Origin of the sequence: Enterococcus sp. BSD2780061688st2 D3, from assembly GCF_005844145.1 — a bacterium.
Classification (GTDB): Bacteria; Bacillota; Bacilli; order Lactobacillales; family Enterococcaceae; genus Enterococcus_B; species Enterococcus_B durans.
On the sequence record NZ_SPHN01000020.1, the window covers coordinates 21,933 to 43,904 of the forward strand.

Sequence of the window (21,972 nt, forward strand, 5' to 3'; positions counted from 1 at the left end):
TTTTATGGTTTGATATCCTGTTTGATATCCCGCAATAGTTGTTCTTTCAATTCATTGTTCCTGTTTTTAGTTTCTCTTGTTACATTTATTTTTGTTGGTGCAGTAAATGCCACATTTGCTGGCTTGTAACCTGTATGAACGTTTTGAATAGGTTTTGGTGCAGCTTCTCTTGTCACAATATTTTGAACGGACGCATTCTCTGTCTCACCACTTTCAGATAAATTGTAAGAAATAGTTGTCAAATTCCCATTTTCAGGCAAACGACTTGATTTCATTTGAACAGTACCTGCAGTTGATTGGTGAACAAAGCTTTGATCATTCTCCTTGAATTGATTCAAACGACTATCTTTCATTGGTAAATTTTGTGCCTTAGGTAAACCAATTTTCGTTGATTTTTCAGTTCCAACTTCGACTCCATTATCATTTGGCAGATCGATGGAATCCTCATCCGTTTGTACTTCTTGATTTCGTTTTGGTAAATCTGAAATGTGCTTTTCATTTTCAGAATTAATGTTAGATTTATAACGATATTGTTCTGGATCTGTTTTTGGTAATTGACCATTTTGTCCTTCTTCTGAATTTTCGTTAGAATGCAACTCATCTTGGTGATCTTTGGCTGAAGGAATCGCTGCACCTTCTTGATTTTCTTTTTCGGTTGTTGTATTAGCTTTTACTGCTGCATTGACTTGTCCTTCACCATACGCATCTTTTAGTCCTTCTTTGACTTCTGAAGCTTTTTCTTTTTGTTTTTCTAGTGCTTCGGATGGATTCTTCACAGCTTCAGCCAATTCTTTGGCTCTCGTGCCGTCTAATTTCTCTTCTAAGGTGTCTTTGGCTTTTTCTGTAAGATCTTCAGCTGTTCCTTTTAACCCACGTTCATTGACGTAACCAAGACCTTCTGCGGCTTTAGAAACACCATTTTTCGCTTTCCCGAACATTTCGGAAACTGTTTTCTTACTATTAGGTACAGTTGTAGCTTTATCGTCTGATTGTTCTTCCCCGTTATCAGGGGTAACATCTTTTCGATTGCCAAATCCATTTTTACGAATATCATTTAAATTGCTTAAACCACTCTTACCAGCACTTGCAAGGTTTTTAGCTCCACTACCCACATTTTTCGCAATATTTCCTAAGGCAAACATGCTAAGAAGAGAATTGCTGCCGTTTTTCAGACTCGTATCAACGCCGAAAATTTTCGTAACTGATTGAGAGCCTTTGAATAGCGCAATGGTTAGTACAATTAAAGCGACAACATACAAGAATCCATTGATCTTTCCTGCCGCATGCAAATCACCGATACCTGAAAGCATTAATGTATAGATTCGTAATTCTAAAATCGTAAATGCCAATAACAAGAAGGATTGAGAAATATCTTCTATAGCACTTTTCATCCGTTGTCCTGTCTCAAAGTCCGTTGACGCGGCAATCACTAAATAGAATTTTTTAAATACCAGCTCAATAATGCAAGTAACAATCGTAAACAAGATAAATAAATAGGCTACCGACAAAGAAGATTCACCAGCTAAAATAATACCTGGACTACTAATGTATCGGCGATAGCCTGAAGTATACACATATTTTGCTAAACCTTCATCACTAATTTGAACAGGGATTTCTTTCCCATTATCGTCTAACTCTAGTCGATACTGTAATGCCTTTAACCGATCTTTTTGTACTGTACTAATATCACTTGATTCAGACATTTTCTTAGCTTGATCAGGTGTAATAATCCCATTGATATTCGCTGTTTTAAAATTTTTCGCCGTGAGAGCATTTCTTTTGTCTGTTGGTATGTGTTCTACTTTGTTCGGATCATTTTCTAGTAACGTACTCACATCAATCACATTATTTTGAATAATTTGAAAAGCAGGTGAACCAGTTTTATCTGCTTTATTTGCTGCAGTCACGTCTCCGTAAAAGTTTTTACTAATATTTAGCCCTTCATCGATTAAAGAACTACCACCAAAAATCAAAATCATGGCCATAAATAGATTAACCAAGATATTTTTGATTTTTGGTGGATGTTTACTCATAAAAAATTTTAAGCCTAAATAAATTAATGTGACGACACAAAAAAGAGCCAATACCTTACTAATCAAACTTTGAAACAGTTCATTAACACCAGCGGCGTTCAATAAGTCTTTTAAATCAAAGCTTTGATAAATTGTTTTTTCTAGTAAAGTATTGAGATTATATAACCCTTTAATCAAACCCCATAAAAAAGTATTACAAATCCAACTGAATACATCTTGATACTGCAGATAATTACCATAATCTTGTAAGACTTTCGTTACGGTTTTGGGATCTGCATCCCCATCCCCAAATAAGCCTGACCACCAGTCGGCAATGCCGGAAAATATTCCTCCAATGATCATTCTTTCACCGCCTTTTCAGCTTCTAGCAAAAGTCGTTTCCTTATAACCTCTGTAATTTCTTCATTTTGATGCAATTTTTCAAGGTATTCTTGCAAACGATCTATTTGCTTCTCTTCATAAAATTGAATAAGTAACTTTTGTGCCGTTGAGTTGTCTAAAGATTGAACGATTTTAATAAAAATGTTTTCTTTAGCTTCCTCTTCTATTTGATCGTGCATATTGTGATAAAGTCGACGTGCATAGATATCAGGTAGAAAATAATCGTAATCAATTTGTAAAGCCTTAAGATCCAAGTCCGCATGTGTACAATGTATGTCTATATCATTGATATCCCACGATGGATTGAAATCTTCAATATATTGATAAGCATAAGGAAGATTCGTTTCCCCATGATTAAAAATAGGATACGGCCGTATTTTATGACCTTTCAAATCTTGTCGTTTTAAAGGAGCGAGTACAATCGTTTCACCTTCTAAAAAAGTAGAAATTCTTTCAGGAGTTAAGATACGATCTGAATCAACATTGCGATTGATATGAGTATTCATACCTAATGAATTGATGGTACTGTTCTCTTGTTCAACCGTCTTATTCCCCACTTTTTTGGAAAACTCTTCGATGGTATTATCGTCTGTCGACATAATATAAATATGTGTCTGACAATTTTCTTTGATAATCGCTGCGTTTTGTTCCCCATACTTCGCATAAAGTTGCTGATAGGATTGAATAAACAGATCCCACAACATGTTTCTACCAGCTGTGACTGTCATGATTCCTTCCATATTATCCATTGGTGGCATATTCCCAAATTCATCTAAAATAAAATGAATCCTACGGTGACATTTATCTCCTTTAGTCTTAACACATTGCGTAGATAATTCTTTATACAACTGACTAAGAAAAATACTAACAATGATATGGTTAGATGGATCATAATCAGGTGTGAGCATAAAAATAGCCATTGGTTTATCGGTATAGTGCATCCGAATAGACTCTACTAATAAGTTACTTTTATCCTCATCTAATGTTAGAACAGCTTCTTTTTCTAATTCTGGTAAATGGGTTTCTCCTCGTTTTTTTCGATAAACGATATTTCCCTCTTCGTCTTTCAATACTCTTTGAGAAAACTCATACCAAGCAACATATTCTTTTCCTTGATGATCGTATTTTAAGCAAACATGATCTCCCTGTTCTAAATGACAATCAAAGTTGATTTCACAAAAACCTCTATAACCTACTTTGACACGTTCCTCATGAAATTTTTTCCCTTGATGATAAAACTCTACAACAATTCGCTGATTTAACAGACTCTCGTGTAGTTTGAGATCCAAATACTTCGGAAAACCAATGGACTTATAATCAATGGTTGATTGAGAAGTCATTTTCGCAATTTTCGTTAGGGTAAATGGATTCAATCCTGTGATTGCCGTCGATAAAATATTCCCTTTTGCTTTATCAGAACCAATTTTTGTTGCCCCATATTGTTTTTTTGCTATGTTTCCAGGTGGTAACTGATTCATGAATTCATCTAAGGCATTGAGTTGTTTGTAATCATTCTCAGGATCTTGGTAATTAAAACCACCAATTTCAGAAAGAAGCTCAACAAGATTATTGGGTGTTAATTTGGAGTAATCCCCTGTTTGATCGGCTTGTTCTAACAACGCAAAAATAAGCGCATTTACAGCTTTCTGCGCATTTTCGTTAAAGTATTTGTTGTCTGAAGCATTGGCATCATAATAAATCGTATTCGTAAAAGTATTGGTTAACTGCGTTGCAGTATCTATGTCTCCTCGCTTCCAGTATTTCACGATGAGTGCCAATGGATTATCACTCATTGATTGCAGTGGATCGGTGATATTAAATGCATACACATCATACCCTCTAGCTTCTAGTTCATCTTTACTAGCAACATATAATTCTGTTTTTGGATCATTAACAACCATTGAACTTTGTCTTTCTGCACGAGACAAATTGTCAATGGTTGCTAAAACTTCTATCTGTCCTTTCCCTGAACGGGAAGTACCAACAATACAAGTATTTACTGTATCCGTCTGAATATACCAGTACTTTTTATAATGAGTAATTGGTATTCCGCCATAACCAGGAAAACCTCCCTTTGATTCTGGTATTTGCGGATAAATTTGTTGGATTTCCTTTAACGTTTTTAATCGGTTATCTCCTTTTTGCCCATCTGCTAGAGGACGAAACCACATGTCCATTTTCAATCCCATAAGTATAGCTGGAACAACACAAATCGTAGAAACAACTAAACGTGTGCCTAAACTTGTTGTTGGGGTCAAAGGATTCCAAAAACCAGTTGAATCAAAATGGAATAACTGCGGCATTTCTTGTAACTGAAAAATATTCACTCCTTGTAAACTTCCTGGAATAATCTCAAATCGATGAAATGCTTCTGGTATTCTTGTAACAACATAGTTTAAAGGAAGATAAGCTAATCCACTATAAAAAATCTTTTGAGAAATACGTTTGTCATGTTTTTCTGGTAGCTCTTCTCCTGAAGGAGTATAGCGATAGAAATGAGAAAGATACCTATTCTTTTCTAAATTGAATCGTTTGTCTTTTCGTCTCGTTGTTTCTCTAACACGCATTATTTCACCTCATTTGATTCTGAACTTTCGGAAGTGTTTGATTGTACAGTTGAATCGCTTGATCCTTCTTTAGCCTTACTAGGATCACTCTCTTTGCTATTTTCCATACTTGACTCTGTTGTTGACTGATTGGTACGATTCAATAATTCTTCCAATTGTTGTTCATACTCTTTTCTTGCTTGTTCTTGGGCTTCTTCCTTGATTGACGCCGTTGTGGCTACAGAATCAGCCTGTGAAGATTGATTGATATGATTAAAAGCAAATACTGTCCCTCCACCTAGAAGCAAGCTTAAACTTGCAATACATCCCACCATCCATCCGTTAAAGGAACGCTGTGGTGAAGGAGTTAGATTTGTTTGGTTGTTCATTGGGGTTTGAACAGCAGCTACTGAAGGCGTTGGTTGAGGTTGTGCTAGATAATTTAACTGAGCTTGTCGCAATGTATCCATTTGTTCTTGACGTTCCTTACGAGCAGCTGCTTCTTTTTCCTTTTCTTGGTTTAACCGTTGTTTTTCTATTGCCATTTGTTGTTCCGCAAGATCCTGTTCACGTTTTTTTAGTTCTAATTGTTCGCGCTCTTTTTCTTTTTGCCGTTGTTTTTCTTCTTGTTCTTTCAATTCTTGTTGTTGAATTTCATACTCTTTTTTCCATTTTGGAATTTGTACTTGTAATTCTTGCTGGATCTGTTCGTGTTTTTCCATAAGAACTTCAGTCGTTGTTTGATATAGCTTATTCAGTTGTTCATTTAATTCTTTGCTAATCTTTAGCTTATCTGTACGCAAACCTCGGTAAAATTCTTCTTTTCGTTCTTTAATACGTTCTTTTAACAAGTTTTCTTTTTCTTTCGATAACGCTTCTTGATTCGTCTGAGTAAAATTATTGATCTTTGCTACACACAAGGAATACGCATTGTCGCGTTTCTTTTCGTATCGCTCTTTAATTTTTTGTACTTCTTCTTCAATCACTCGCTGTTCTTCTTTATTTAGTTCCTCTTTTGCTTTCTCCCAATTAGACGACTGTTCCGTCGCATACTCATTAATTTCTTGATCTGTTTCTTGTTGACGTTCTTCAAAGGTGGCTAATAAATCTTCTTGTGCAAGCTCATGCCAATTTGTTGATTGGACAGACTCTAACTGTTCTAAAAGTGTGCCTTTACCCTGTGAGATTAATTCTTCTTTACTCTCTAAAAATGCTTGATAGGTTTGGGGTAATTGATATTTCGAATAAAGCTCATTTAAAAATAATTTGTTTTTTTCTTTCATCCATTCATGCTCTGGCGGATATTGATCCAAAATATAATCAAATACAGTTGCCTTCTGTATCTCTATTTCGTGTTTTTCTACTTCTTCACTGATAAGTGGTTCAATATATTCCTGAGAATCCCCTTCAGTCCATGTTGACTCTTCATTAGCTTCAACTGGATCAACTTCTACTTCGGCCGTCTCTTCATCCTCCATTGTTTCTTCAAAGGGATCTACCTCCAATTGACCCATCACATCGTTCTCTTCCTCAAATATCGATTTCTGAGTCGGAATATCAGCTTGTTCGTCAACATAGACTGTCTCTTTTTCTTTTGACTCCTTCTTTGGAAATATTGGTCGTTCCCATGGTACTTCTTCATTTACTTCGACTTCACTCCCTTGATTCACTTTTCTTTGGTCGCTCTCTAACTCTTCTTCTAAAACTTGTAAAAGTTTTTCGTTTCGATAAGACTCTTCCACACTCATAGTTTCATCCGTTTCTTTAAACACATCAAGGCGGATTAAATCCATCAATGTAGGACAGAAACCTTCTGAAATTTGATAATCCAGTGGGCCAAAAACGTATTCTGTACCAGCTTTCTCTATTTTTCCTTCTGTGTCATGTAACGTGAGAGTCAACTTAACAGAAGATCGACTTTCGTGTTCCAGTACTTTCCCTAACACATGTAGCTGTTCTTCCGTTTCAATGACAGAATATTTAATTGTTTTCGGTAAAAAAGAAGTACGCTTTCCTACTTCCTTCGTTGCTTTTTTTATTAACTCTTTATCTGTTTTGGTATTGCCTGCAATCGTAAAGTACATGAGTATTCTCCTTTCATAAAAAAGGAGTAAAAAGTATCGACTACTTCTTACTCCTACTTTTTTACTTTCTTATAATCCTTGAGGTGTTTGTCCAAACAATCCAAATAACGAAACCACAATAGAAGCTGCTGCTAAAATAACTCCTACCCCCATCAATACATAGCCTACGTGCATCTTCCCATTTTCAGCTCCTCTTCGTCCAAATAGGAAGAAAAGACCTCCAATAACAATGGAAGCAACGGCCGCAGCAGCAGCAAAAATCATCAGATTGTTTTTTAAACTAGTTGCGGCAGTTTGTAATGCTCTAAAAATATCAACCGCAGCTACTACTTTCGGTTGTGTTAAAAAATTCATTGTAATTGATTCAAACATAAAATTGTTCGCTCCTTTTAGTGTTTAATAATTTCATCGAAAACAAGCTTTTCACGTTCACGTTGATAGATATATCCTTCTAAGTCCTTGTCTTTTCCCCGTAATAGGTCAAATTGTGCTTTTTCAAGGACTTCTTGTTTCCACTGTGTTTCAGATACACCGCGGCGTTCTAAGATTTTAGACGCGGCTTTTTCAAATGGCGTTTTAGCTTTTGCCACTGTGATTCCTCCTTCAGGACAAATAAAAAGACTAGCAATCACTCGCTAGTCTTTTGTAACTTATATTTATTGGATTGTGATCCATCGTGAATCAATTTCTCTTTCGTTCGCTTTTCATCCTTGCTAGATCCAAGAAAAATTATTTTTTTTACGCCATTCTTCTCATAGGGAACAACAATAAATAAAGAATCAGATTTGTTTATAAATTCCCTAACACCAGCTGAATCTACTATTTTGTATCTTTCTAAACCTTTATAGTCTTTTTGCCTCTTGACTGTTATTTGTACAGGATCTGGATGCCATACACTCTCAGAGTATTCCCAGGTAGTCTCATCTATAATTTTCAAATTATAAACAAGACCACCTACTTCTTCTTTCCACATAGTTCCTGATTTCAATACGCCATTATCTTGATTAGTTTGTTTATTTTTTTCATTACTACATCCGACTAAAATAACAATCATGGCAATCAAGGAAGTAACTACTATTATTAACTTTTTCATTTTATTCATTCTTTCGTTTTTTTATTTTAAATGTATCTCAGAACCGCATAACTAAAAGTTGCTAACACAAGTAATAGTAAGCTGACCGCTGAAATCGTTACTAAATGTGTAGAACCTGTTTTAGGAACAATGACCTGTGGCAAGTTAGGATCAACCCCAATTGTCACAACATTTGTTTTATTAGAAACATTATCTACTGCTACTACGGCTTGGTTATCAATATTTTTTTCTGATTGTAATGGAGTTTTAGCTGTAAATATCAGCTGAATTTCTCGTCCATCTAAAAGATTGTTACTTAAGAAGTCAGCGGAAGCTTCCCACTTCAGCGTTCTTGAATTGCTATCATAGGTTAGTGTGCCTTCAGAAGTAATATCTTTTCCTTTACTCTTATCTATTACTTGCGCAGAACCTTCTTTATATGTCAAACGAGCTTCAATTGGATCTTGAATACTAAATTGTTTGTAGTGATCTGACGCAGCGTCTACGCCTTTTGTGTGCCATTTTTGTGTGACTAGATATTGTACTTCAGATCCTGCGTTTAAAGAAGCTGTCGGCGTACCCTTCTTACCGTCATTTCGTCCGTTTACATCTTTTCCATTTTGTTGTACTTCTTTCACTGGAATTTTAGGGAAATAAACGGTAATGATATTTGTATCCTTTTCTACTTTATTAATGATCGACGTTCCCTGATTTTTGGCTACACTATTTTGATTGGCCAATTCATTGACTTTTACATTGATCACTAATTCGTAAGTTTCGCCGTTATACTTCATTCGATTTTTTAATGTATCAGCTTTCGCTGCATATTTTACCTGGTGTTTTGTTTTGTCATAGGTCACTTCACCAGATACATCGAATTTTTTATTTGTACCACTTTCAACGTGTGCATCGACGTAATTTACTTCTTTTGGTAAATTATCGATTAACTCAAATCGATCGTAAACCGCTAGTAAATCCACTCCTAATCGATTCACCTTCTGTTTGATTCGATATTGAATCGTGTCTCCTACTTGCAACATTTTATCGTTCACGTTATTTCCATTTTTATCAACCCCTGTTTTTTCAGGTTGATCAGGAACAACACTAAAGATTGTCGCAGAAGATAAAGTAAACCAGGTTTGAACATTAGAAGAACCAATCACAAACGTCGGATTTGCTTCAGATATTTTAAAGGACACAGTACCTTGACCAAACTTCGGATCTCCTAATTTATCATGCAAATTATTGAAATCATTATCCGCTTGTGTCAGCTTAGAGCTTCCTCCTGGGTGGCCACCTACCACGTTCAGATTGTTGTAGAAAGATTTAAATTCTGAAAGAACCGTATCTTTTCTGACATACCAATCTGTCGTATTCATTTTGTCATAGTGGGCATATTCTCCTTTAAGATCCGTGCTTTTTCCTCCTGCAGGGTTCAAAGAGTTAAAACTGATAAATGTATCTCCTGAAAATTGAAAGGGGCTACCGTCCTCATATGTGGCTACTAGCTGCACATTCATTTGTGTTGAATGGTAAACAATTCCTGAGAAAAGATTGTCTGAGATCCAAAGTACTGTTCTTTTTTTAGATTTACTCATTGCACCATTCGTATTTTTATAGCCATCGTCTCGAAAATGAGTTTTTGTATAGTTGTTATCTAGTAGATTCCACGGCAACGTATCCGAGTATAAGTGAATATTAGATAGAACTAGCTTGATATTGACTTTTTTCCCGTTATACGTACCGATTTTTCCATAGTCAATATTGACTTTGGTGTTGGTTGTTACGCCTTCTAAAACAAGGTTTGTTTCACCGTATTCTTTTTGGAAAGAAGGATAGCGTATATTTTTGTTTCCCTCCACTAATCCTACGTAGTCGTCTGTAAAACCACCTTTGTTGGCATCAACATGATATTTGTAAACTTTTGACGCTCCGTTTACAGTAATATTTGTTTTTGCATTAGGAACATCTTTTGGAATAATAAAATTATTCTTTACGTTCTGGATTGGATTTGACGGATCGACAATAACTTTTTCAGCAAAGACATTGGCTGTTTTTAACCCAAACAATGTACCTAACATCATCATTATGGGAAAAACATATTTTAACCGTCTTGTCCACGAGTGTTTAAAATTCATCCCTTCATCCCCTCTTTTTTATAAATGACTAGTGAAATTCCGACAATAACGATCAAATTGATCGTAGTAAATAATGGATTCCTAATGAGCTTTTCCATAATATCTAGCGGCATGGAAGCAGCTGGTATGTTTAAAATCCTCATTAGGTATAGTTGGTAGCTTGGCAAAATAGATAGTTTAGAAAATAATAAACCGCAGTACAAAAAGACTGCGGTTAAACAAGAAAGATTGAATAATAATAATTTGATCAGTTTCATTTTATTTCTTCCTTAATCTCTAGAAAACAAGTGAGTAACAAAATCCCAACAATTCTCAAAGAAGTTTTTCTTTACGCCAGTAGAAACGATTTTTTTTACTTCTTCTTTAGGTTGCGAAGCTTCTGATTTAGGATAGATCCACACATCCTTTAAGAATTCACCGTTTTTATCAGAAACAGGTGTTAATAGCAAAATATCCTCGCTATTAGAAATGTTTTCAGGACTTGATTCATTGACAATATAATAAGCTTGTTTCTGATTTGCCTGCACTTCTACCGAGAATTCAAAGACACCTGTTTGTTGATCAATTGTCTTTGTTTCTCCATTAGAAACTAGCTTCAATTGATCACTGGATAGTTTTTTCACTCGATCTTTTAATTGGGATTCAATTTGGTCAGTAGTGAGATCCTTAACATCCATCTTTTGTAAAATGTCCGATACATCATAAACAGAAAACTTCGCGCCATTTACTCCTTCTTGTTTTTCATGCCCCTGGTTGTCTAATTGTTCTGAAGAAATAATCTTTTGAACGTGAATGGTCTGTTTGACTATTTGATCGTCTTCAGCAATTTTAGGTTCTTCTGAAGAATCAACTGTTGACGAATCGACGGTTTCATCGCTGCTTTGAATCGTGCTGCTATCTGACGTTTGGATTGTTTGTTCTGTGCTATCCGTGCTTTCTTGTCTGTCTGCAAACGTCAACTGTGTGTAGGCAGTGAAAGAAAAAAGAGCGGCTGCACAAACAAATAGCCATTTTCTATTTCTCATGTTGGTTACCCTCCTTTATTTTTTCTTTTTATAAACAAATAGCGAACCAATGATCATGACTGAAAGAAAAACAGTACTTCCTAAAAGCCATTTCCAAGATAATTTTTGTTTCTTATTTTCTTCATCTTTTAATTCTGATTTTGTAAAGGTTACTCGCTTCCCATACACTAGAAAACGGTGTGTGTTGATCCCCTTAGGCGTACATGTCATTAGCGTTACTCGATCTTCATTGGGATTTGGTTCTAAGTAAGTGACAAAGTTTCTTTGTAGTTCGTCTTTTTGCACTTCCTCAATCCGATCGATTTGATAAGCGTGCTGCTCACCATCAACTTTGATATAAAACTTTTCTCCCTTTTTTACTGAAGGTAAATCATCAAAAAGATTATCTTTATAAAGTCCACTATGACCTGCGATTAAAGGATTTTTACCGTTTCCTCCTGTAATATCACCAGTTCCTTCCGTAATACCTACACCATTTTCTAAAATTTTGTCGGACGTTCCGTCATAAATTGGTAGTTTTAAAGAAATACTTGGAATTGTAAGAATACCAACAGGATCGCCTAACTCAATCTTAGCAACATCCAAAGAAGAATCCGTTTCTGCTGCCGTTCCTGTTCGATCGATTGCGGCAATCTGCTGATTTTGTTGGTATTTCGCCACGCTCGCTTCAGCAGGCATCAAAAGTAAGACACCTACAGCTGAAAGTAACCAGAAAGCAATGATCCATTTACCCATGATTCGCTTTTTCTTAGGCTTCCTGATAATCATTGGTTTTGATCCTTCTAGGCTTTCTTCTTAAAGTAAACAACTGCAGAAAGTGCCCCTGCTCCTAGCAACAAGCAAGAGATTAATACATACGTTTGAAAACCATTGCTACCGGTCATTGGTACGGAAGCTTTTTGATTGTTTTTGATCGTGATTCGGTTTTTTTCTTTGTATGAATCTTTGTCTACTTTGAAAGAGATCTCTTTCGTTAATTTTTGATAGTTTTCAGGCGCTTTTGTTTCTTCCAGTGAATATTTACCTTCAGTTAAACCAGTGATTTCAAAGTGACCTTCTTTATCTGATTTTAGGATCGCTGCATTTGCTACATCGTCTACCCATACTGCTTCTTTGACACCGTCTTTATCCGTATCAACTAATCCACCATAATATTTTCCTTCTGCGTTTTTAGCAGCAAATTCTGCGCCTTCAAGCGGTGTTGCTTTGATTCCTGTTCCAAATAGTCCGCTATCGACTTTTAAGAATTTTGCACCATAAGTCACAACGTCAGCTTTCGTTTTTTCGTGGTGTTCTTCCTGATTAAATGGATTGTTGTTATAAACGAAATCCACGCTATTTGTTAATGGATTGGCAACAGCTGCGCTGTCATTTACATACATGTTATAAGTCATTTGAAGATCTTGTCCGTGTAAACTTGCTACAGTATCACTTACTTGGCCATTATTCACGATAAAATCGATCACAAAGCCATTTTCTGAATTTTGGATTTTATAATCTGTATTTTCTTTTAATACCACAGATCCATCTTTATTTGTTACTTTGATATTTGCTTTAGCAGCGACATAAGAAAGTCCTTGTCCTGCTGTATCCCCCCATTTAAATACACTGTAAAGAGAAGTTTCGCTTTTCACTCCGTTTACTGTGATACCGTCTGCTCCGCCTGCAATGTCTGTTGGGATATGAATCGTTCCTTGATAATTTACTGCGTCACCAATTTGGAAAGAATGTTCTTGTCCTGTTCCATTTGTTACTGTTTTATCGATCACTGGTGCTTTATAGTTTACGTATGAAGCTTTTAAGTCACTTGTCACGCCATCATTCGTAATTTCAAAGGTTAATTTATTGTGCGCATCGTTGCGAGCGTCTGCGCCTAATAAATATTGATCTGCTGTTGGTTCTTTATCTGATCCCACTACAACTTCTGAAGGAACTTCCACAAAATAGTATTTTCCTAACGTCAAATCAGTAGCAGTCAGCTTTCCTTGATCATCCGATACAAGATCTCCTAATTTTGTTCCTTTTCCAGGTTCGCCCTTGTATAACTCAAATTTTGCCCCTTTTAAAGGTGTTTGTTTGCTTTGAGCTGTGCCATCGTCACCAAATTTCGTTAATTCAAAACTCAACTTAGAAACAATATTTTTAGGATATAAGTGAATGTCTTTTAAAAAACCTGAACCTGTATTATCAGTCATTGGCGCAATCACAACCATTGGTTTTGCTTTTTGTGTGACTAATCCAGCAGCGGATTTACTTTCATAAACCACATATACATTCCCTTTGGAATTGACATAGGCTGGTTGATCAGCAAAAGTAATCTCACCATTTTCATCTACAGCTGAAGTAATTTTGTTGGTTGCATTCTTGACGTACTCACTGTTAGATCCCTTGTCTTCTACATCTTTCACGATTTCGTCCACTTTCGCGTTGGTTAGATCAGAATCTTCAGTCGGTAATACTTGATCCGTAATATTTCCTAACGTAAACTCAACATCACCATAATCTGCCTTGTTGTATTTCGTTACACCTGTAGGATATTGATCGTGCGTATAACCATCGTTTTTGATCCCGTCAATATCAACATTCAATTGCGTTCCTTGATCGTACATTAATTTATGAACCGTGATATTGACCTTCTCTGGTGGCGTTTTTTGCGTGACATCTTCTGCATATGTTCGATATCCCTGAAAGCAGCCTGCAATGATTCCTAACATTCCAACAAGCATTCCAGCTTTTTTTACATACCGATTTATTGCCATTTTTTACTCTCCTCATTTCATATTTCAACGACTCGCGTTGATTACAACCTTGTTATTGTAGCTCTCCCTGTACCACGTATCTTTCTTTTCCTTGTGACGTATAAACACAAGTAAACAACGTTAATAAGGGTTTCTCTCCTTTCTTTGGTAAAGACAAGAAAGAGTTCTCTTCAGGAACGCCATCAATTAATTTAAAGTACTCAGATACGATAAATTTACACGTTACCTTGTAACGATAGACGCCATCGTTACTAACTAAGTCCATCACCTCCCCTAATGACAACTTTTGAATATCTGAAAATAAAACACCTGGCATTTCCATGTTGTGTCCTGCTAGAACATAGTTTCCTTTGCCCATTTCGGCATCCTCATAAAAATAAGTAGCCGCTCCAAGACTCAAAGTGTATTGATTTGCCCCTTTAAAAATCGGCAATGCTAAACCAAGTGCAGGAATCTGAATTTGTGCAAATACTTGTTTATTGACGCCCATTTCGATTGCTTCTTTTTGTATGGACAACATTTGCCCCAAAGACATATCATTATTGACGTTCGTTGCATCCTCCTTATAACTCTTTGCGTGTGCATTGATTTGATCTACGGGCATCTTTTTTTCTATATTTTGCTTAAACACATCTCCTTCATGTTTTTGGTAGCTAACATAGCCAAACACACTGCAAAAGACGATTAAAGCGACTCCTAAAAAACCAAATAACCATTTTTTCATCCATCTGCCTCCTTTCAGACAAAACAAAAAAACTTTTTCTCATTTCCATAGAAAAAGTTTTAAAAATGAATTCTATTAATGAATGTCATGAGACTTCTAACAATAGTTGACAATTAGAACTTTTTTTCACATAAGTTCGTCTCAACTGTTCAAAGTTTTTCATTGAACCTAACAAACAAGCTTTCTCTTTTCCTGTTAACTGCATATCATTGATATATTGCGCGACAGATAATCTTTTAAGGTGTTTTTGTTTCATTGTTTTTGTTTCATTGTTTTTGTTTCATTGTTTTTAGTAACTTTTCTTCCATTTCTTTCGACACTTTTTTTCTATTTTCGATTTCTTTACAATTCATGAGTTTTCCTTCCTTTCATTATTTTTATCAAAATAAAAAAGCCTATGTACGCCATACGCTTTGGTCTTACTTCTTCAATTTTTTTCGTCTAATAACTGGACGTGCTGGTTTTAAATCTTTTATTCCGTTATGCTCTCTCCAATAGTCGAATTCTTTTCGTAATCTTTCTTTTTCCATATCTGTTCCTTTAGATAGGGCTTTGAATACATCTTTAGGTGAATAACCACGAGCTAACAGCTGTACATACCTTCCTTTTGTCAAAGTATCCATATCCATCGCATCTAAAACTGGTCGCGCCATCTAATTTTCCTCCTAAATAAATTCCTTACTCAATGCCTAAGGTAATACTACCTTTTTATTAATCGCCGTGATTCCTTCTAATCCTTTATCTGTAAAATCTAATTTGTATGGTTATTTTCCTAAGTAATTGGTCTGAGAATCATTACCTAATTTCTTTTTACTTTGAAAAAAATTATAGAATCTTGGATCTATTAAACCAATGTAGAATCAATGCTTAATACACAAGATTTTTGTTCATCAATAATTGTAAAAATGTCTTTTGTAGCTTCCTCCATACCGATTGGTTGTAACGTTTCTTCACTAATTTTTTTCGCATCCTCTTGAATTGCTTCATTTCGATTTAACTCATGCAAACATCGAATAAATTCTTCACGATTTTCGATATTTGTTACTACTTGTTCATACAATTCTGCACATTCTTCTTCATTCTTTGCTGCGATTAACGCATAATAGTATGGTGATTTTACTTCGAAAAATTTCATAATTTATTCCTCCAGTTTTTATTCTTCTTTATCCGCTACAAATTCAATGATTTCAACGCTGACAATATAATCACTCAAATATGACCAAGTATCTTCAACAGATAATTCGTCTCCATTATCATTCATAAGCGTCATTTTAAACCATTCATTACCTTCATCATCTTCAGGTAGCAAGCCGAATCCAATTGGATTATCAGTCAATGTTTGATCGTATAAATCATCCTCGTTTAATGCTAAAACATCTAATCCTTTACAATTTCCGCCTCTTCTAAACGTCACAAAACCTTTGTAATCCCAACGTTGGAAAGAAACCTTAATAGTATGTGTGCCCAATCGTATATTCGGATCATAATTTTTCATTTGTCATTCCTCCATTACGTAAATTTCATTTTCTCTATGTTTTATATCAATTTTTTCACTTTATTCAGGACTCGTTCATATTTTATCGTTTTTCGTTTACTTAAAAATACATAAAAAATATCGACTCGTTTATGGCGTCCGAAACGAGAAACCCTAGTAGACAGCGGTAAATGCTCGATTGATCCAATGACCAACGTCCTCGCAAGTATCTACATGTACTGCAGCACACGACACAATTTCTTGTGCGTCCTCCCCATTACGAGAAGACCTACTCCTTATTCCATGAGTTTGCGTCAAAGCCTAGATCCCTTAGTAGCTGCTCATGATTAATCTAGGCGCTATTCTAACTTGTCTAACCTCTAAATTCCCTCTTGTTTACTCTGTGTATATTATTTACACAAATTCATTTCACCACTATCCAAACAAGCGCATTTACTCGATTGACCAATTTTTTACGTTACCAATCGTAAAAATCTACCCCGTCACTCCCCGAAGGAAATTGTTGATAGATCAAGTCTACTCCTTATTTTTCTAATGATTCTAAGTTCTTTTAGAAGTCTCGACAATATTTTCAAGCAAGCGAAAAACGATAAAATACAAGTTATGAGAATGATCAATTCAGCTGATTAAACGCCCCATCCCTTTTGCGGTACAACGCAAGACTCCATTTTTTCTTCGACCAATCAGTACACCGTTTTGGTCATAAACATGTTTGATTGTTGGATATAGCTCTTTTAAGGGGATAGGATCTTTTAAAATTATTTGCTTTTGTTTCCCAATGTAATAAATCATTTCCTCTGAGACTTTGTCTTTCTGGATTATATATTTCTTACACTGCACAACGGTTTTACTTTGGCCAGTTGATAGTTTCTTCGTGATTTTCTCTGTAGCGGTACACCGTTTACCGTAGTGACAAATATCTTTGAGACTCAAAATTCCTGTATATGACATAAAATAAACCACCCAATTTCTTTAAATATTTTTAACAAGTTTTTCTTGTTATTTTTCAAAAATAGAGAATTGATTTTCGTTCATGACAAACAAAAAAGAGGGAACGCATCCAAACATGCGTTCCCTCTAATTTCAGCGTTCGTCATACGGCAAAGAGCCACACGGACATTTTTATAACATTATGCTTAGGCATAGATTCATCGTAATATCACGTATTTTTAACCTTAACACAGCCAAAAAAAGTGGTATCACTTTTGAATATCTGTTATACTAAATCCATTGCGGGTAATACCGTAACACTGAAAGGTTAACGCATTAAGGGCCAAATCTTAATGCCGTGTATGAACGCTGACGAAGGTTACCAGCCTTCCGAGTTCATACCGCCTTTCTTTTTTTTGTATTTTCAATTGTCCAAATTTATCATCCAAAAGTGCAGAACGAAAATCAATTCATCACAAGCATAGCAGACAATTAAATTTATACAAAAAATGTAAGCGAATAATATTCGTATTGCCTGAAAAGAAGTAATATCAAGATTTTTAGCTTGTTTAAATAATGAAATTATCTCTCTTCGCGTATTATTATAACTCAAAAAAAAGGAGTATGCAAACATACGTTCCCTTTTCTATATTTGAAATTAATTATTTCTTTTAACACTTATGACGTAAAAGGCTACGTTTGTGATTTTTATCATAATATTTTAACTTATAAATTCTATTAAAATAGCTATTATTTTGTAATATTCGTAATATAATTAGAATAATAAAAAATTTTTAATTTTAATGTTACTTCATGAAGCAACAATCACTTTGTCAGTAAAGTTTCACTCTAACCAGTCTTTCGTAATAGTGCTTGGGGAGCTTTCATAATTCAAACGTTTTTCACTTGATACTTTAGCAGCTATTGGTTTTTCGATAAACCAATTTTTTACATAGACAAAAATCAGGTTCTGGATATTTTCGACTTTTTCGGTTTTTAATTTTTGATAGGCTTTTAACAGTGTCGTGTATAATTCTTGTTCTGCATTGACATAATAACTATCGAGTTCTTCAAAAACTATCGAAATACCACTTTCTATTTCAGCTTTTTTCTTTGCATTATGAATAGTCTGGACGGTTTTTTGAGCTTCACTGTAACTTGAAGAAAATGTTTTTATCAAATTTAATACTCGTTCAGGGACAAACGTAGCAATGCTGTCGTTTGTCATAATTGTCTCAAAATTGTCTAACAACAATTGATCTTGTAGGCGGTCTTTTTCAGTGTCTATATTGTGTCTATTAGTGTCTAATATATTATTATTAAGTTCTGGTATGATTTTCATACCCTCTGATTTATCAACGTTTTGGCACGGTATGATTTTCATACCCTCTTGAGCCCCAAGGGATTCAGCGTCTGATTTTTCGTCGAGGGTGGGTATGATTTTCATACCCTCTGATTTATCAACGTTTTCCCTATTCTCTCTATCAAATTTTTCGAGTAAGTAGATATCATTTTCTGAGACTTTTAATTCTGCTAGATATAGTCTATTAGGATTATTTTTCCCTAACTGTTTGTTAAATCCCATCTGCTTTTGTAATAATAAACCAAAGGATTCCAACTCTTTTTTGATTGCTATCGCTTTTTGTTTTTGGCAGTTTAATACTCTACATAGTTCATTTGTCGTATAAGTAAAATAAACATTACCTTCTTCATCGATTTGCCGTTTGCTGATTGCGATCTCTAATCTTGCTTTTAAAAGCATATAGGCAATCTTAGTTGAATCTTTCATTTTTTTGTATTCGTCAGAAACAATAAAGACTTTTGGAAATTGATAAAATAATTCGTTGTAAACTCTATCCGCCTTAAAAAATTTAAAATCAGTCATTGTAGATCCTCTACTTTCACGTTGTTTTATTTATGTAAAATTACCTACTCTTTTCGAAAATAGCAAAGATAAATAAAAAATGCAAACGCATTAAAACTGTTTTTTAATTAAATACTACCTAAAATCAGAAATAAAATGAATTATGTACTACCTTTAAAGTCATTAAGAACTACTTTAAATAAATATTATTTATAATTAAATACTACCAGAAGAACGTATGAATAAAATTTAGTTTTAAAATTAAAGATAATTAAGTACTACCAGTGTCAAAACAAAAAATAAATTAAGAACTACCTTATGCATATAAAACATACTACCATTACTAGCAATATTTACTACCTTATTTCAGTAGTATATATTATATTATTCTTATAAGACAAGGCTTTAGGCTAGAAAACAATAGATTATATACTACTAAAAAATACAATAAGTACTACCAATGTCAGATATATATAATAATTATGTACTACCATTAAAATTAACTTATTTAATAAGATACTACTGTGTTAATCTGAAAAAAATTACTTTAAAGTAGTTACATACTACCTGTTAATTTAGATACTACCATTAATACTTAAATTAGATACTACCTATATTTATATTAAGTACTACCGTTCTAAGAATAAGATAATAAAAAAATACTACCAAATTGCAATTAAATACTACTTAAAATGTAAAAAATAAGAACTACCCAAATTAGGTAGTTCTTAATAAGAGAATATCAGATAAATTTGTACAAGTCATAAAAAAATTAATCTTAAATTTTTAAATATATATACTTGTTAATTATAAACTACTTTATTTAGGTAGTACATAATTAACAGATAAAACTACATGCTTGTAGTTTGTCTAGCTAATGAGTTGCATATGATTTATATAAAGGTGTGCAGCATAACTTAGTTGAAGTTAAGAGAATAGAATAAATATTTTTTGTTTTGCTAATAATTAAACACTACCTAAATATGGTAGTGTTTAATTATATAATATTCATTTTGTTACAAATAATCGTATTATAAAAGCATAACAATTGGGATAACTATTTTTTAGATTGTTTAAGTACTACTTAAATTAGGTAGTACTTAAATTTTGGTTTAAGGTAGTAGGTAATTAAGAAATGATATATATCTTCTTTTATAATAGAAGGGGAGAGGCCTAGTTAAAAGCAGCGACAATTAATAACAATGTATTTAATGCTTCACAAAATCCATTTGGTGGACAATGCATTGTTATTAGCGATGATCTACCGTTCTAAGTAGTTTTTTCTATTGGTTGCATTCGTGACTAATTATGGTATAATTATGAGTAACAAAGAGGTATTTCATTATATCACCAAACCCCATCAGCGTGCAGGCTGATGGGGTTTTTTTTACGTTTCTATATTATAGAATTAACGGGTAGGCTTACTGTCTTTTTTGGCAATTTTGCAATCAAGCCATTTGCAGAGGTAACTGCACACTACATCTGCAAGTGGCTTGATTGCAAAAACAAAATCAAAAAGGTATTTCATTATATCTCCTCCTCCCCTTGCCAGATTAGGCCGGGGTAGCAGACAGCAAAACTATTATAACATAACTGAAATACCAAAATGACATATACAGATATGATAATTTATGTATTGATTTTTCTAACAAAAGCACATATTTTAATATATACTACCTATTTTAGGTAGTATATATTTTTAGATACAATATCGATCAGTTTTGAGGAAATGAAATTCTAGATATTTTTTGCTACATAGAGTTACTTTCAATATTTTTTAACGTAATTAGGCAGAAGTCACTCATCCTCTATAGGTTTGTGATGAAATTGCTATTGATCCATTTAAGTAAGAGCAAAAAACTGGAGGTTTATCAGGTAATTGGTCTAATGGATTTAAGTATGCGGTCACCGTGTATAGAGTTGCTTATGAGATTCAAGAAAATAAAGTTATTCCAGTATTGCTATATGGAACACATAACAATTATTATGAATTAGCCGAGAACACTCGCAACTTTATTCGTGTAGATGAATCGGCTTCGGTTGAGTTATAACTTTAGCTATATCAATCAACCGACCGACATATGTTAAATCTATATACAATAAAAATACCTACTTAAATGGATGTTAACGGAAGTGTATGGTGAGTAGTTCACTCGTATTTTGATATCGTTTGTATATGTTTTCAGCGTTCTAAGTGGCTTATTTTGTCCAATAATAATATGGAGTGGAATCCCTTAAGAAACACCGTTGGCGATTGTTGTTATAACATGTTATAATTTATTCATCAAAAACTAAAAGGAGTGTGATAACATGGGAAAAGAACTAAAGGTTAGAAAGATCGGCAATAGTGTGGGAGTGATCCTTCCAAGCTCTCTTGGATTAAAAAGCGGAGACACTGTCCAAGCCAAACAAGAAGGCAACTTATTCATATTAGATACTACTCAAATAGCAAAAGAACACGATCGCAAATTGATTGAAGAAAGTTTCCAAGACTTTGAGAAAGGTTTAACAGTTTCAGAAATTGAAATGGTAAAAGCTTTCGGAAAATACGGCTGGAGTGAATAGATGAAAGAGTACACGCTAGTTTATTCTAAAAGTTTCCAGACCAGCCTTGAAACGATAATAGAAGAATGGGAAAATGAGCTTGCTCTTTCTCCAGCCAGCATAAAAAGATTTGTAGGTGCGATCCAGAAGGCTTTAGAACTAACCAAAAATTTTCCAACTATACATGAGGAAGTTTCCGAAATCTATGGAATGGATATCCCAACATATCGGATCGTGATCGGCAAAAGCTATGCCTTATTTTATCGGATCGACCATGAAAAAAAAGAGATACTTGTAGGACGTATTTTCCAATCTAAACAAATGAAACTAGGCTTTTAACAATAATTAGGCAAAAGTCGCTCATCCTCTACAGGTGG

General features: G+C 34.3%; 19 protein-coding genes and 3 pseudogenes. 4 read left to right on the forward strand and 18 right to left on the reverse strand.

All coding sequences use genetic code 11. The features are described from left to right. Positions 1-2: 2 nt before the first annotated feature. The 18 genes and pseudogenes from FGQ66_RS13005 to FGQ66_RS13085 all read right to left on the reverse strand — a co-directional run bounded on the left by FGQ66_RS13005 (position 3) and on the right by FGQ66_RS13085 (position 19,072). Positions 3-2,375, reverse strand: a complete 2,373-nt coding sequence (locus FGQ66_RS13005; protein WP_138302563.1) for a pLS20_p028 family conjugation system transmembrane protein — start codon at positions 2,373-2,375, stop codon at positions 3-5. After that, complete coding sequence (locus tag FGQ66_RS13010) at positions 2,372-4,981, reverse strand: VirD4-like conjugal transfer protein, CD1115 family (RefSeq protein ID WP_138302564.1); 2,610 nt, start codon at positions 4,979-4,981, stop codon at positions 2,372-2,374. The genes FGQ66_RS13005 and FGQ66_RS13010 overlap by 4 nt, the downstream gene beginning before the upstream one ends. Continuing rightward, entirely contained in the window at positions 4,981-7,044 is a 2,064-nt protein-coding gene (locus FGQ66_RS13015) for a coiled-coil domain-containing protein (RefSeq protein ID WP_138302565.1), read from the reverse strand. The genes FGQ66_RS13010 and FGQ66_RS13015 overlap by 1 nt, the downstream gene beginning before the upstream one ends. A gap of 69 nt (positions 7,045-7,113) precedes the next feature. After that, positions 7,114-7,416, reverse strand: coding sequence for a hypothetical protein (locus tag FGQ66_RS13020; protein ID WP_002295662.1), 303 nt, complete (start codon positions 7,414-7,416; stop codon positions 7,114-7,116). Positions 7,417-7,433: 17 nt separating this feature from the next. Further along, entirely contained in the window at positions 7,434-7,676 is a 243-nt protein-coding gene (locus FGQ66_RS13025; protein ID WP_002305229.1) for a DUF5415 family protein, read from the reverse strand. Then, complete coding sequence (locus FGQ66_RS13030) at positions 7,673-8,137, reverse strand: hypothetical protein (RefSeq protein WP_002310966.1); 465 nt, start codon at positions 8,135-8,137, stop codon at positions 7,673-7,675. The genes FGQ66_RS13025 and FGQ66_RS13030 overlap by 4 nt, the downstream gene beginning before the upstream one ends. A gap of 26 nt (positions 8,138-8,163) precedes the next feature. After that, a complete protein-coding gene (locus FGQ66_RS13035) occupies positions 8,164-10,254 on the reverse strand; it encodes an isopeptide-forming domain-containing fimbrial protein (protein ID WP_138302566.1) in 2,091 nt (696 codons plus the stop codon). Further along, a complete protein-coding gene (locus FGQ66_RS13040) occupies positions 10,251-10,511 on the reverse strand; it encodes a hypothetical protein (protein WP_002314405.1) in 261 nt (86 codons plus the stop codon). Before FGQ66_RS13040 ends, FGQ66_RS13035 begins: the two co-directional genes overlap by 4 nt. A gap of 12 nt (positions 10,512-10,523) precedes the next feature. Further along, positions 10,524-11,279, reverse strand: a complete 756-nt coding sequence (locus tag FGQ66_RS13045; protein ID WP_002320589.1) for a pilin N-terminal domain-containing protein — start codon at positions 11,277-11,279, stop codon at positions 10,524-10,526. 15 nt (positions 11,280-11,294) lie between these two features. Next, the gene (locus FGQ66_RS13050; protein ID WP_002293487.1) at positions 11,295-12,047 is read right to left on the reverse strand and encodes a class C sortase; all 753 of its coding nucleotides are present in this window, start codon (positions 12,045-12,047) and stop codon (positions 11,295-11,297) included. A 14-nt stretch (positions 12,048-12,061) separates the two neighbouring features. Next, a complete protein-coding gene (locus FGQ66_RS13055) occupies positions 12,062-14,038 on the reverse strand; it encodes a pilin N-terminal domain-containing protein (protein WP_138302567.1) in 1,977 nt (658 codons plus the stop codon). Between the two features lie 52 nt (positions 14,039-14,090). Next, positions 14,091-14,762, reverse strand: a complete 672-nt coding sequence (locus tag FGQ66_RS13060) for a class A sortase (protein ID WP_002311526.1) — start codon at positions 14,760-14,762, stop codon at positions 14,091-14,093. 85 nt (positions 14,763-14,847) lie between these two features. Continuing rightward, positions 14,848-15,115, reverse strand: a pseudogene (locus FGQ66_RS15465) (hypothetical protein). A 66-nt stretch (positions 15,116-15,181) separates the two neighbouring features. Further along, positions 15,182-15,415 carry a hypothetical protein gene (locus FGQ66_RS13065; protein ID WP_002311524.1) on the reverse strand — a complete coding sequence of 78 codons (234 nt, stop codon included), beginning with the start codon at positions 15,413-15,415 and terminating at the stop codon, positions 15,182-15,184. Between the two features lie 191 nt (positions 15,416-15,606). Continuing rightward, positions 15,607-15,897 carry a YosH family protein gene (locus tag FGQ66_RS13070; RefSeq protein ID WP_138302568.1) on the reverse strand — a complete coding sequence of 97 codons (291 nt, stop codon included), beginning with the start codon at positions 15,895-15,897 and terminating at the stop codon, positions 15,607-15,609. A gap of 18 nt (positions 15,898-15,915) precedes the next feature. Then, a complete protein-coding gene (locus FGQ66_RS13075) occupies positions 15,916-16,257 on the reverse strand; it encodes a DUF5406 family protein (protein ID WP_002311521.1) in 342 nt (113 codons plus the stop codon). 618 nt (positions 16,258-16,875) lie between these two features. Beyond that, on the reverse strand, positions 16,876-17,208 hold the full coding sequence (gene traE, locus FGQ66_RS13080) for a type IV conjugative transfer system protein TraE (protein WP_002322486.1): 333 nt from the start codon (positions 17,206-17,208) through the stop codon (positions 16,876-16,878). A gap of 823 nt (positions 17,209-18,031) precedes the next feature. After that, positions 18,032-19,072, reverse strand: a complete 1,041-nt coding sequence (locus FGQ66_RS13085; RefSeq protein WP_002303636.1) for a replication initiator protein A — start codon at positions 19,070-19,072, stop codon at positions 18,032-18,034. 1,165 nt (positions 19,073-20,237) lie between these two features. On the opposite strand from FGQ66_RS13085, the pseudogene FGQ66_RS13090 reads away from it, so the two are divergent. The 4 genes and pseudogenes from FGQ66_RS13090 to FGQ66_RS13110 form a co-directional block, all read left to right on the forward strand. Beyond that, positions 20,238-20,324 (forward strand): annotated as a pseudogene (locus tag FGQ66_RS13090) (single-stranded DNA-binding protein); the annotation flags it as partial. A 553-nt stretch (positions 20,325-20,877) separates the two neighbouring features. Beyond that, positions 20,878-21,102 (forward strand): annotated as a pseudogene (locus FGQ66_RS15860) (type II toxin-antitoxin system RelE/ParE family toxin). A gap of 259 nt (positions 21,103-21,361) precedes the next feature. Continuing rightward, entirely contained in the window at positions 21,362-21,616 is a 255-nt protein-coding gene (locus tag FGQ66_RS13105) for an AbrB/MazE/SpoVT family DNA-binding domain-containing protein (RefSeq protein ID WP_002318299.1), read from the forward strand. Continuing rightward, positions 21,617-21,934: a type II toxin-antitoxin system RelE/ParE family toxin gene (locus tag FGQ66_RS13110; protein WP_002318298.1), complete on the forward strand. Its 318-nt coding sequence runs from the start codon at positions 21,617-21,619 to the stop codon at positions 21,932-21,934. Positions 21,935-21,972: the final 38 nt, after the last annotated feature.